Origin of the sequence: Flavobacterium branchiarum (assembly GCF_030409845.1) — a bacterium.
GTDB lineage: Bacteria > Bacteroidota > Bacteroidia > Flavobacteriales > Flavobacteriaceae > Flavobacterium > Flavobacterium branchiarum.
In genome coordinates this window covers 2,149,603-2,163,052 of record NZ_JAUFQQ010000003.1, presented here as the reverse complement: position 1 = coordinate 2,163,052, position 13,450 = coordinate 2,149,603, and the positions used below count along the sequence as shown (strand labels likewise).

The following is a 13,450-nucleotide window of genomic DNA, read 5'->3' as shown; positions in this document are numbered from 1 at the left end:
TTATGTTAAGTATTAATTATTAAGGATGAAGTATTAAGTTTTTTTAAGATTGCTTTTAGCACTTATTATAATGCTTTTTACCAATTTTAAAACTTCAATTCCATCATTGTTCATGCTTAAAAACTCTTCTTGCGAAATATAATCCGTCGCATGTAAAAGCTCCAACCAGTATAAAGTTTCATCTGCTTCTTTTTGAGAAATTCCCATTTTATGGATAAAATCAGCTTTGCTTTCCGCATTTTTAGCCTCTCTTATGTTTGCTCCAATAGAAGTTCCAGATCGGAGTATTTGTTTACTCATGACATATTCACCTCTACTATTTAATATTTTATAAAAGTTAACTATTCTTATTGCAAAAGAAAAACTTTTACTCTTTATAACATCTTTGTTCTCATTCATACTTCATCCTTAATAATTACTACTTAATACATAGTTTTCAAGTTGTTTTAATGAAATTCTTCCTTCATAAATTGCTTTTCCTATAATTGTTCCTTCGCAACCTAATTCAGCTAGTTTGGGTAATTCGTCAAAAGTTGAAATTCCGCCAGAAGCGATTAGTTTAATCTCGATTCCGCTCAATTTGACATTACATTCTTCTAAAATTTTTGCATATAAATCAAAACTAGGACCTTCGAGCATTCCGTCTTTGGCGATATCAGTACAAATCACGTATTGAATTCCTTTGCTTTGATAATTCTGAATAAACGGAATTAAATCTTCATCTGAATCTTCTAACCAACCTGAAACAGCTACTTTTTCATTATTAGCATCGGCTCCAAGGATTATTTTATCCGACCCATATTCTGCAATCCATTTTTCGAATAATTCTCTGTTTTTAACTGCAATACTTCCACCAGTAATTTGATTTGCACCACTTTCGAAAGCAATTTTTAAATCGGTATCTGATTTTAATCCACCGCCGAAATCAATTTTTAAACTGGTTTTAGTAGCAATTTGTTCTAGAATTTTATAATTCACAATTTGGCTTGATTTTGCCCCATCTAAATCAACTAAATGTAGGTATTCTATTCCATGCGCTTCAAATGATTTAGCTACTTCAAGCGGATTTTCATTGTATATAATTTTGGTATTGTAATCCCCTTTAGATAAGCGAACACATTTTCCTTCTATGATATCTATGGCTGGTATTATTCTCATATTCTCCCCCTAGCCCCCGAAAGGGGAATTCCTATTAGGGGTAAATAGGGTTTATGTTATTATTATTATTATTATTATTTCTTTATCTCTACTGTGTTCTCCCTTTGGGGGCTAGGGGGATTTTTAGAAAATTCCCAAGGATTTTCTCTCCGACATCACCACTTTTTTCTGGGTGAAATTGAGTTCCATAAAAATTATTTTTCTGTAATGCCGATGCGTATTCTACTTCGTAATTTGTTGTTGCAATTGCTTCTTTACAAAGTGGAGCATAAAAACTATGTACCAAATACATATATTCGTTTTCGCTAATTCCAGTAAATAAAGGCGATTGCAAATTATAAATAGTATTCCATCCCATTTGAGGCACTTTTACCGCAGGGGTGAATTTGATTACATCAACATCAAAAATTCCTAATCCCGATGTGCTTCCTTCTTCTGTCGATTTACACATTAATTGCATTCCTAAGCAAATTCCTAAAACGGGTTGCTTTAATTTAGGTACCAAAGTATCTAAACCGCTTTCAATTAACATTTTCATTGCCGAGCTTGCCTCGCCAACTCCAGGGAAAATAACTTTATCCGCTCCTAGTATTTCGTCAGGATTATTGCTTAAAACTGCTTTAAATCCCAGCCTTTCAATGGCAAAGATTATACTTTGAATATTTCCTGCGCCGTAATTTATAATTACAATCCCCCCTGCCCCCGAAGGGGGAGTTGAAACTGATTCTGTTTTATTTTTATTCATGTTTGATTCTTTTACAATTTAGTCCCCCCTTCGGGGGCTAGGGGGCTTACAACATTCCCTTTGTACTTGGTAAAATCATTTTCTCAGTATCACGTTTTACAGCCACTTTTATTGCTTTTGCAAAAGCTTTAAAGATAGCTTCTATCTTGTGGTGTTCGTTAGTTCCTTCAGCTTTAATATTGATGTTTGCTTTGGCACCATCCGAGAAAGATTTAAAGAAATGGAAAAACATCTCAGTAGGCATTTTACCAACCATTTCACGTTTAAATTCCGTTTCCCAAACCAACCAGTTTCTACCTCCAAAATCTATAGCAACTTGCGATAAACAATCATCCATTGGCAAGCAGAAACCATAACGCTCAATACCTAATTTGTTACCTAAAGCTTTGGCAAAGACCTCACCAAGTGCAATTGCAGTGTCTTCAATCGTGTGGTGTTCATCGACCTCAAGATCTCCTTTTACTAAAATTTCAAGGTCCATTTGTCCGTGACGAGCAATTTGGTCTAGCATATGATCAAAAAAGGCAATTCCGGTTTCTATTTTACTCTTCCCAGTTCCATCAAGATTTAAGTTGATGTAGATATCAGTTTCGTTGGTTTTACGAGTAATCGAAGCCGAACGGGCCTCAAGTTTTAAAAACTCATAGATAGTCTTCCAATCCGTGGTTTGTAAAGCAATAACAGAATCTAATTCTTCTCTTTTTGAAGCCACTTCAGCACTTCCTAAACCTTCATCTGTATTGATAAAAATAGCTTTTGAGCCAAGGTTTTTAGCCAATTCAACATCTGTTAAACGATCTCCTAAAACAAATGAATTTTCTAAGTCATATGCTGGATTGTTTAAGTATTGTGTTAGCATTCCAGTTCTAGGTTTTCGTGTTGGCGCATTTTCATGCGGAAAGGTTTTATCAATAAAAACAGCATCAAATACAACACCTTCATTTTCAAAAGCTTTTAAGATAAAGTTGTGTGTCGGCCAGAAAGTACTTTCAGGATGAGATTCAGTTCCTAATCCGTCTTGATTGGTTACCATTACAAGCTCGTAATCCAACTCAGTAGCTATTTTGGCCAAATATTGGAATGCTTTTGGATAGAACTCTAATTTTTCAAAACTATCCAATTGGTAATCCGCAGGTTCTAGAACCATTGTTCCGTCACGATCAATAAAAAGTACTTTTTTCATAATTAATTATATTTTGGGCGTGCCCCTCAGGGTCGGGCTTTCGGCTTAATCTTTTACCTTGCTTCGCTGGTAAAAGGATACCGCCTCTATCCCTCACGCAATATCGGTTTAGAGGTTAATGTTTTTTATTTTAGCGACTTCAATTCTTTAATCAAAATCGCATTTTCAGCTTCAGTTCCAATTGTTAAACGAAGGCAATTTTCGCATAAAGGTTGAGAATTTCTATTTCTAATTACAATTCCCTTTGCAATTAACTCATCGTATCGTTTATTAGCATCGTCCACTTTTACCAGTATAAAATTGGCTTCAGTAGGATATATTTTTTCTATAAAACTTATATTAAGTAATACTTTAAGTAATTGCTCTCTTTGCTTTATAATAGACGCTATTTCAGTATTTATTTTAGCCGTTTCTTTTAATCGTAAACCGGCTCTTTGTTGCGTTAGTTCGTTTACGTTATAAGGAGGTTTTATTTTATTCAAAACGGAGATAACCGCTTCTGTAGCATAACAAATCCCTAATCGTATTCCAGCTAAACCATAAGCTTTAGAAAGTGTTTGAGTGATTACTAAATTAGGATAAGCATCCAATTCATTAATCCAACTTTCTTTTTTAGAGAAATCAATATACGCTTCATCGATAACAATTAATCCTCTAAAATTCTGCAATAAAGTGACAATGCTTTCATCAGAAAATGAGTTTCCTGTTGGATTATTTGGTGAGCATAAAAAGATAATTTTAGTGTTTTCATCCACAGAACTTAAGATTTTCTCAATCTGAGGTTGAAAATCTTCAGAAAGTAAAACTTCTCTATTTTCTACATCGTTTATATTGGACAAAACACCGTACATTCCATAAGTTGGAGGTAATGAAATTACATTGTCTTTTTTAGGTTCGCAAAAAGCACGAAACAATAAATCAAGTACTTCATCACTTCCGTTTCCTAATAGAATCTGATTTTGGTTAATCATTTTTTGTTTAGCCAAAATCTGTTTTACGCTATTTTGCTGTGGATCTGGATAGCGATTTACACCATTTTCAAATGGATTTTCATTAGCATCCAGAAAAACCATATTAGCAGTATCAAAATCTTCAAATTCATCACGAGCAGACGAATAAGGTTTTAAAGACTTTACATTTTTACGAACTAAGTTATTTATATCAAAATTTCCCATAGTTTAATTTTTTAAAGAATTAATCTCGGCTAAACGAAGTGTTACTGCATTTTTATGCGCCTGTAAACCTTCTGCTTCAGCCATGACTTCGATTGCTTTACCGATATTCAGAATCCCTTTTTCGGTTATTTTCTGGAAAGTCATTGATTTCATAAAACTATCAAGATTTACGCCACTATAATTCTTAGCATATCCATTTGTTGGTAAGGTATGATTGGTTCCAGAAGCATAATCACCAGCACTTTCTGGAGTATAATTACCAATAAAAACAGATCCAGCATTATATATTCCATCAGAATAAAAATCATCATCTTCTGTGCAAATAATAAAGTGCTCAGGACCATATTCATTAATCAAATCAAGCGCGACGGTATTGCTTTCAACAAAAATTAATTTTGAATTAGCAATTGCTTTTTCAGCAATCGTTTTTCTAGGTAATACAGCAATCTGAGATTGAATTTCAGTTTCTACAGCATCAATTATTTTTTTTGAAGTAGAAACTAGAATTACTTGACTATCTGTACCGTGTTCTGCCTGCGATAATAAATCGGAAGCAACAAAAGCTGGAACAGCACTATCATCGGCAACAACCAATAATTCAGATGGACCAGCGGGCATATCTATAGCTACACCAAACTGAGTTGCTAATTGTTTTGCGACTGTTACAAACTGATTTCCAGGTCCAAATATTTTGTATACTTTAGGTATTGTTTCAGTTCCAAAAGTCATTCCTGCAATAGCCTGAATTCCTCCAACTTTTATAATTTTGGTAACACCACATAAATTTGCCGTATATAAAATAGCAGGATTTATTTTTCCGTTTTTATCAGGTGGTGAACACAAAACGATTTCGTTGCAACCTGCAATTGTAGCTGGAACAGCAAGCATTAAAACTGTCGAAAACAAAGGAGCTGTTCCTCCTGGAATATACAAACCAATTTTTTGAATCGGTCTTTTTTCTTGCCAGCAATTAACTCCTTCTGTAGTTTCAATAGTTATTCTTTCTGTTTTTTGTGCTGAGTGAAATTTGTATATATTGCTTTTTGCTAACTGAATTGCCTCTTTAAGATCCTCAGGTATCGTTGCTATAGCTTCGTTTATTTCGTCTTGTGTTACTTCATTAGAATCTAAAACAGTTCCATCAAAGATGGCAGTATATTTAGAAACAGCTTCGTCTCCTTTTTTCTGTACTTCTTTAAAGATTTCTTTAACCGTAACTTCGATATCATCGATTGTTTTGGTTGGTCTTTTTAAAATTTCTGACCAAGTTTCTGGTTTTGGACTATATATCTTGTTCATTTTATCCCCCTAGCCCCCAAAGGGGGAATTGTTACAGGAGAGGTACCTGTATTTTTTAATATTTATCAGTATTTTATTTTACACTTGTTTGTGAGGTTCCCCCTTTGGGGGTTAGGGGGATTATAGTACCATTTTCTCAATCGGACAAACTAAAATTCCTTCTGCTCCAACATCTTTTAGTTTATCAATTACATCCCAAAAAGTATCTTTCTCTATTACTGAGTGTACACTACTCCACCCAGGTTGTGCTAGAGGTAATACGGTAAGGCTTCTTAAAACAGGAAGTATTTTTCCAACTTCTTCTATTTTATCATTCGGGATATTCATCAAGATGTATCTTGAATTTCTGGCTCTAAGAACAGATTCTATTCTGAATTTTAGCGTATCAATTAGTTTTTGATTTTCTGGGGTTATTTTTGGAGAAACAGCAAGAACAGCTTCACTTTTTAAAATTACTTCTACTTCTTTTAGGTTGTTTTTAAACAATGTACTTCCGCTAGAAACGATATCTACAATAGCATCTGCAAGACCAATATTTGGAGCAATTTCTACAGAACCCGAGATTTGGTGAATGTCAACACTTAATCCGAATGAGTTAAAATAATCGGTAACAGTGTTAGGATATGAAGTTGCAATGCGTAATCCGTTTAGGTCATTTATAGATTTGTATTCGAAAGCTTTAGGTACTGCAACTGAAACTTTGCATTTAGAGAATCCTAATTTTTGTGCAATTTGAATTCCATTTCCTTTTTCAACTAATAGGTTATCTCCAACAATCGCAGCGTCTACAACGCCATCGATTAAATATTGTGGGATATCTGAATTTCTCAGAAATAAAACTTCTAAAGGAAAATTTGTTGCTTCGGCTTTTAATTGGTCGTTACCGTTGTCTATCGAAATACCGCAATCTTTTAGGATTTGAATGCTTTCTTCGTTTAAACGACCAGATTTTTGAATTGCAATTTTTAATGTACTCATTTTAGTTTTTTAGTTTAAATTATTAGTCTGAGTACAAAGAATTGGATATAAAAAAACCCGTTTGAGTACTCAAACGGGTTTTAAAATATGATGATTTACACGCATATCATTAACACATCGCCTGAGAGCAATAATGAAAATGATGATGATGTAATTGAATTAATGGCATAACTTGAATTGTTTTTGTTCTTCGATTCGTTTGCAAATATAGCAGATAAATTAATTAGAAAGCAATTTTTAATTTAACTTTAAATGATTTTATTGTTAAATTAAGTAATTCTACAAGGGGAAGTGCTGTAAACATTGCTATTTGTTCAAGGAAAATAGTTTTTACTTTATTAAGTTTTAAGTAGGTGATTTTGATGAAAAGTAAGTTTTACTACCGTTCCCTCATTTAACTTACTTGAAACAGAAATTGGAATATCTAACAGCAAACTTATTTTTTTTACAATAGATAAACCTAAGCCCATTCCTTTTATTTCAGGATGCAACTCTGCATGTGAGCGGAAAAATTGATTGAATACTTTTTGCATATCTTCAGATGGGATTCCTATTCCGGAGTCGATAATCTCACATTCAAATCCATTTAAAACATCAGTTACCACAATGTCTAACGTCCCATCTTGCTTAGAATATTTCAGTGCATTCGAAATTAAGTTGTTTAAAATTATAGTTAGCAAATAAGGATCAGTTTCCAAACAATAATCTTTTTGGAATTTTGTTAAAAGATGAATTTTTTTAGATTGAATGGCATTAGAATTTCGTGCGATTGTATCTAGAATTAATGCATTTAAATATACTTTTTCTGTCTTTAAACCTTGATCTGTATTCTCAAATCGAGCTAATAATAGTAACTGATCAACGAGTGTATTTAGTCGGTCAACTTCAGAAATACAAAAGTTTATTTTATCCTCATATTCTTTATTATCACGTGGTTTACGAATTAAAACTTCAAGTGTTCCTTTAATTATGGTTAAAGGTGTTCTTAATTCATGAGAAGCGTCAGATGTAAATTGTTTTTCTCTTTCAAGCGCATTCTCAATTCTTTCTAACAAACTATTTATTGTTTTTGACAATACATGTAATTCATCACGATTTCCTGGTAACGGAATTCTAGTTTTTAGATTGTCTTTAGTGATAATATTAGATGTTTCTATGATCGTATTAATAGGCTTAATGCTTTTTCCTGCAAAAAAACGAGCTATAAAAAACAATAATAGTAAGATAAGCGGAAAAGCAACAACTAATATGTAGAATAAATTGTCAAGTACCAACGTAGAATTTGTTAGAGACATGGCGATTATTAAATATCCTATTTTATTGTTCTTTACATATATAGGCACTTGAATTTGCCTTATAAGATTGTCTAATAAGTTAGTATCAAACAGTTCGAAATTATCTTTTTGATTATGAAAAACTAAGGTTTCTGATTTTAAATTGGGTGATTTTTCTATGATCGTTCCATTTAAATCCAAAAATTGAACAAAAACTGGATTTACATCCACAGTATTATGCTCTCGTTCATTCCACTCCTCTGCATCTATTAAAGTTAAAACACCGTTTGTAACGTTTATCTCATCTAGATGATTTTTAATTTCTACACTAATATCATTATCAATATGACTGTAAACATTTTGTTTTACAATGGTGTATATGGTAAAAAACACCACAAAAATTAATAGTGCGGTAATCGCAATATAGTTGAAAGCGATTCGGTCCTTAAATGATAATTGTAGCATCTAATTAGTCGTTTGCAATGTAACCAACACCACGAATTGTTTTGATGTAATCTTCTTCGATCTTTAAATTCAATTTTTTTCGAATTGCATTCATAAAAACATCAATTACACTCGTATCGTATTCAAAATTAATCTGCCATACAGCTTGTAGTATTTGATTTCGAGTGCACACAGTTCCTTTATTCTTTACTAGATAAGTTAATAAATCAAACTCTCTTTGTGTAAGCGAAACTTTAATTCCATTGGTGCAAACAGTATGTTGCGCTAAGTTAATTTTGATAGTTCCAAGGGTTAGTATTTCGGGAGTAATTTGGTTTCTAAAATGAATTTTAATTCGCTCAATCAGCTCATCAAAACTAAAAGGTTTTTTAATATAATCATTTGCACCTGCTTTTAATCCTTCAATAGTTTCGAGAACAGTATCTTTTGCTGTTAAAAAGATTACAGGAGTTGTTGTATCCTTAATTCTAATGGCTTTACATAAATCTAATCCATTGATTTTTGGAAGCATCCAATCAAGTAAAATGAGATCAAATTTTTCTTTTTGAGCTAGTTCGAATCCTGCCAATCCATCAGAAACAGCGGTGATTTTGTATCCTTCTTCTTCTAAGCCTTGCTTTAGAAATTGCACAATTCCAGCTTCATCTTCGACAATTAAAATATGCATTTTTTAATTTATTTGTATTATAAGATTATACGATGGCCTCTAGTAATTTAGTTGCATACCAAATTATTTTCAAAGATAAATGTTTTTAGTACGTATTGGTTGTTACTCATAATTTCAAATAAAAAAAAAATTTTTTTACAAGAAAAAGACTCTTAAATTTTATTACATTAGCAATCTGTAAATTCTTACAAATAATAACTTCCTAAGTTAATCTTAAGCTAACACTAAGTGATACAAAAGATTAGATTAATAGCCGACAAGAAGAAAAAATTAAATTTGCAACAAACTTTTTAATTATGACATTATATAAAAAACTTGCCCCGTTTTATTATCTCACTTTATTTTATTTGCTAGTAAGCTTTTTATTGAGACTCGTTTTATATTTTCATCCCATAACCGAAACTTCATTTAGTTTTATCGATTCTATAAAAATCTTTGGACTTGGATTGGTTTCAGATGTATTTGTATTTGTTATAGCCAGTGTTTTTTTGTGGCTGTATCTTATTTTTATATCTAATTCTAAATATTTAAAACCTACAGGGCATATTATTTTGGGTATATTTTTAGCTCTATTTATTTATATAGCTAGTGGCAAAAGTATCTTAAACGAATATGGTGGAGGATTGCCTAGAATTGTACTTATATTTCTAGGTATTAAAATATTTTTATTTGGTTTGTTACTTTTTCTTCCCAATTACCGCGATAAGATTAGATTTTGGTTGTTTTCATTTGTAATCTTTCTGTATGTACTGTTAATATTACAAAATGGAATTAGTGAATATTTTTTCTGGAATGAATTTGGAGTAAAATATAATTTCATTGCAGTAAATTATCTGGTTTACACTAATGAAGTTATTGGTAATATTATGCAGTCATATCCTGTTGTTCCGTTGTTTTCGGCTTTATTTGTAATTGCAGGAACGGTAACTTATTTTATTGTAAAAAGAACAAGTGCTTACATTTATAGTATTCCTTCATTTATTGAAAAGATAAAAATTTCAGCATTGTACATTACACTTTTTATTTTTTCTTTATTTGTGATTCCACGTTTGGCACTTACTGAAAATTCAGAGAATACATTTTCGGATGAATTACAATCAAACGGATTATATAAATTTTATTTAGCTTATGTAAATAGTAGTTTAGATTATTTTAAATTTTATAAAACTATTCCTAATGCTCAGGCATATGGGATATTAAAAGAACAATTACCCACTATTTCTGGCGAAAGTACTTTACGAAATATACAAAGTGACGCACCCGAGAATCGTAAAAATGTTGTTTTAATAACAATTGAAAGTTATAGTGCTGAGTTTATGAAAAGATATGGTAATGATGAGAATATCACACCTTTCTTAGATAGCTTAGCTGATAAAAGCTTAGAATTTACCAATTTGTATGCTGTTGGAAATAGAACGGTTCGTGGTCTAGAGGCTGTAACTTTATCTATCCCCCCTACCGCGGGAGAAAGTGTTGTTAAAAGAAAAGACAATAAGAATAAGTTCACTACAGGTTCTGTCTTTATAAAAAAGGGATATACAACTAAATATCTTTATGGCGGTGATGCTTATTTTGACAATATGCGAGATTTCTTTTCTGGGAATCACTATGATATTGTAGACAAATCTAGTTTTACTCCTGATGAAATTACATTCTCAAATGTTTGGGGGGTTTGTGATGAAGATATGTCTAATAAAGCAATAAAGGTTATGAATGCTGAGGCCAAACTAAATAAGCCTTTCTTTAATCATATTATGACAGTTAGTAATCACCGACCATTTACCTATCCAAATGGTAAAATTGATATACCAGGAGATGCTAAATCTCGCGATGGAGGTGTGAAATATACTGATTATGCACTGAAAAGATTCTTTCATATGGCAAGTAAACAGCCTTGGTTTAAGAATACTGTTTTTGTAATAGTAGCCGATCATTGTGCATCGAGTGCAGGAAAAACAGAACTTCCTCTTGATAAATATAGAATTCCTGCGTTTATCTATAGTCCAGGTTTTGTTCCAGTTCAAAAGTACAATACTTTAATGTCACAGATTGATGTAATGCCTACTCTATTTGGTTTACTGAACTTTAGCTATGAAAGCAAGTTTTATGGTGAAGATGTTTTAAAATCAGATTATAAGCCAAGAGCTTTTATTGCGACATATCAGGATATGGGATTGATAAAAGACAATGTATTAACTATACTTTCGCCTAAACAGGTGGTTAAACAGTTTCAGTTAAAGCTAGTTCCAAAAGAAGGTATTGCACCTGAATATCAGATTTACTATGATCAAACTCCATTAACTAAACAAAGAACGGATTTAGAAAATGAAACAATTTCGTATTATCAAACGGCTTCAGATATGCTGAAACATAAAAAATATGATAAGTAGTTTCTAGTTTCTAGTTTACAGTCTCAGTTTACAGTCTCAGTCACAGTATTCAGTCACAGTATTCAGTCACAGTATTCAGTCACAGTATTCAGTCTCAGTATTCAGTCTCAGTATTCAGTCTCAGTATTCAGTCTCAGTCTCAGTCTCAGTATTCAGTCACAGTCTCAGTATTCAGTCACAGTCTCAGTTTGCAGTTAAAAAAGTTTCAAGTTTCAAGTTTTATTTGTTTCAAGTTATCACTGCAACGCTAACCACAACCGAATATTAAGACTGCGACTAAAACTAAGGAGCTGATAATAAGATTAAATACTGAGACTGAATGCTGAGACTTTCACGGATCACTGTCACTGAAAACTGAGACTAAATAAAAAAAGCATCAAATTCAATTGAATTTGATGCTTTTTTTATTTCAGAACCTCAGAACCTCAGAACCTCAGAACCTCAGAACCTCAGAACCTCAGAACCTCAGAACCTCAGAACCTCAGAACCTCAGAACCTCAGAACCTCAGAACCTCAGAACCTCAGAACCTCAGAACCTCAGAACCTTTGAGACTTTGAAGCTTTGTGCCTAAAAAAAATTAGTCATTTTGATTTTTCATTCCGAAAAGATTACCACTTTCAAATAATTTTAAATCATCTTTTAAAGCTTGGTTGTTTCTTTGTGTAACCGCTGGTGAATCTAAATCGCTTAAATCTGGTTTTCCAGCATTTACCCAAGCAGTGTACCAAAAACTAGATGTAGCAGTGATTGCTTTTCTCATTTGTTTTTCGACCATACCATCTAAAGCAGCGTTGAATTTTTTAGCATATTCGTCTGTATATTGTAAAGAGTTGTATTTACTTTTGATGAAATTTCCGTCTTTGTCAGTGATAAACATATCTTTTTCATTAGTTGTTGCTCTAACTTTTTTATCAGCGGCCAATAATGGTTCAATTAAACTATGTGTATCAGTAATAATAGCCCATGTAGCTTTGTTTACGTTCTCGATATATTGAGCAGATGGAGCGTTAAACTTATAGTTCTTAGCAAATATTTCAGGTAATCTACTTTCCCAAAGTGAGTGAATTCCTTTTTGGTTTGTAAGTTGTCCATCATGATTTACAGATGTATGTAAAGGCATGTGAGCATCACCAATATAGTGGCCTAAATCTGCAGCAAGAAATAATATCTCTGCACGGTTTTTATCTTTAAAAGCTTTGGTAAGTTTGATCATCATTTCTTCGATGTACCAAGGTAAAATTCCGTTATCAGATAAGAATTTAGGATCGTATTTTTTAGTAGCTTCTTCTAGTGTTTTAGGTAAACTATCGATAGGTCCGAAGTTTTCCATGTCAAAATAATGTCTTGGATTTTCTTCTTTGTATTTTAATGCATATTTACGAATGTCCGGTACTGATGCTTCTTGTGTGATAAAATCGATATGATTATAAAAAAACACTAGTAATGGTCGTGGAAGTGCCATAACTGCCGCTTTATTGATGCGTTCATGGCCAACATTTCCCCACGATAATGATAAAAAACCAATTGCAATTGCAATTATTGCAATAAACTTAGGTTTCATTTTGAAATTTTTCATTTTGTATATTTATTAGGGCTACAAATGTAATTTAATAAATATGATTTGAAAGAATATGAATGAGATTATGTTAATTTTTATTCCTTTAATTTTCATATTTATTTAAGTCATTTAACATTATGTCTTATTTTTACTCTAAATTTTAATATATGCGCTCCATCTACTTGAACGTTTTTTTGTTCTTATTCTCTTTTGTTAGTTCTGCACAAGAAGATGACATTATACAATTAAAAAATGTTAGTGATACGATTTTAAACACCAACAGAAAATTAAATATGCCTGATCCGTTTAATGCTGTAAAAACAATGCAGCAATTATTCCCAGGTAAATTGTATAAACTCTCAGATGATAATACTTTTACAAGTTGGAAATGTAATAACTGCAAACCTGCTCTTTATAAAGATGCTAATGAAATTGAAGGTGATCAACTATTTCCTTACGAAGGTGGCGTTGCTACAAGAGTTCTTGAAAATATAAATTATGTAGATTCAAAAGGAAATCAGTTTAAGCTACTATTATTTAATCATTCTAATATATGA

Annotated in this window: 12 protein-coding genes; 2 read left to right on the top strand and 10 right to left on the bottom strand. The window is 32.1% G+C overall.

What is annotated here, in order from left to right:
* Positions 1-33: 33 nt before the first annotated feature.
* The 9 genes from QWY99_RS10115 to QWY99_RS10075 all read right to left on the bottom strand — a co-directional run bounded on the left by QWY99_RS10115 (position 34) and on the right by QWY99_RS10075 (position 8,944).
* A complete protein-coding gene (locus tag QWY99_RS10115) occupies positions 34-399 on the bottom strand; it encodes a four helix bundle protein (protein WP_290264456.1) in 366 nt (121 codons plus the stop codon).
* Between the two features lie 9 nt (positions 400-408).
* Complete coding sequence (hisA, locus tag QWY99_RS10110; protein ID WP_290264454.1) at positions 409-1,158, bottom strand: 1-(5-phosphoribosyl)-5-[(5-phosphoribosylamino)methylideneamino]imidazole-4-carboxamide isomerase; 750 nt, start codon at positions 1,156-1,158, stop codon at positions 409-411.
* Between the two features lie 88 nt (positions 1,159-1,246).
* Positions 1,247-1,903 (bottom strand): imidazole glycerol phosphate synthase subunit HisH, encoded by a 657-nt coding sequence (gene hisH, locus QWY99_RS10105; protein ID WP_290264452.1) that lies wholly within the window; start codon positions 1,901-1,903, stop codon positions 1,247-1,249.
* A 46-nt stretch (positions 1,904-1,949) separates the two neighbouring features.
* On the bottom strand, positions 1,950-3,086 hold the full coding sequence (gene hisB, locus QWY99_RS10100; RefSeq protein ID WP_290264449.1) for a bifunctional histidinol-phosphatase/imidazoleglycerol-phosphate dehydratase HisB: 1,137 nt from the start codon (positions 3,084-3,086) through the stop codon (positions 1,950-1,952).
* Between the two features lie 125 nt (positions 3,087-3,211).
* Positions 3,212-4,261 carry a histidinol-phosphate transaminase gene (hisC, locus tag QWY99_RS10095; protein ID WP_290264445.1) on the bottom strand — a complete coding sequence of 350 codons (1,050 nt, stop codon included), beginning with the start codon at positions 4,259-4,261 and terminating at the stop codon, positions 3,212-3,214.
* Between the two features lie 3 nt (positions 4,262-4,264).
* Positions 4,265-5,560 (bottom strand): histidinol dehydrogenase, encoded by a 1,296-nt coding sequence (gene hisD / locus QWY99_RS10090; RefSeq protein WP_290264443.1) that lies wholly within the window; start codon positions 5,558-5,560, stop codon positions 4,265-4,267.
* A 120-nt stretch (positions 5,561-5,680) separates the two neighbouring features.
* Positions 5,681-6,538 (bottom strand): ATP phosphoribosyltransferase, encoded by an 858-nt coding sequence (hisG, locus tag QWY99_RS10085; protein ID WP_290264441.1) that lies wholly within the window; start codon positions 6,536-6,538, stop codon positions 5,681-5,683.
* Positions 6,539-6,876: 338 nt separating this feature from the next.
* Positions 6,877-8,277 (bottom strand): sensor histidine kinase, encoded by a 1,401-nt coding sequence (locus tag QWY99_RS10080; RefSeq protein ID WP_290264439.1) that lies wholly within the window; start codon positions 8,275-8,277, stop codon positions 6,877-6,879.
* Between the two features lie 4 nt (positions 8,278-8,281).
* The gene (locus tag QWY99_RS10075; RefSeq protein WP_290264436.1) at positions 8,282-8,944 is read right to left on the bottom strand and encodes a response regulator transcription factor; all 663 of its coding nucleotides are present in this window, start codon (positions 8,942-8,944) and stop codon (positions 8,282-8,284) included.
* A gap of 296 nt (positions 8,945-9,240) precedes the next feature.
* Here QWY99_RS10075 and QWY99_RS10070 point away from each other — a divergent pair, with 296 nt between their 5' ends.
* Positions 9,241-11,334 carry an LTA synthase family protein gene (locus QWY99_RS10070; RefSeq protein WP_290264433.1) on the top strand — a complete coding sequence of 698 codons (2,094 nt, stop codon included), beginning with the start codon at positions 9,241-9,243 and terminating at the stop codon, positions 11,332-11,334.
* A 578-nt stretch (positions 11,335-11,912) separates the two neighbouring features.
* On the opposite strand, the gene QWY99_RS10065 is transcribed toward QWY99_RS10070, so the two are convergent.
* Complete coding sequence (locus tag QWY99_RS10065) at positions 11,913-12,911, bottom strand: zinc dependent phospholipase C family protein (RefSeq protein WP_290264432.1); 999 nt, start codon at positions 12,909-12,911, stop codon at positions 11,913-11,915.
* 149 nt (positions 12,912-13,060) lie between these two features.
* On the opposite strand from QWY99_RS10065, the gene QWY99_RS10060 reads away from it, so the two are divergent.
* Positions 13,061-13,450 carry a hypothetical protein gene (locus QWY99_RS10060; RefSeq protein WP_290264430.1) on the top strand — a complete coding sequence of 130 codons (390 nt, stop codon included), beginning with the start codon at positions 13,061-13,063 and terminating at the stop codon, positions 13,448-13,450.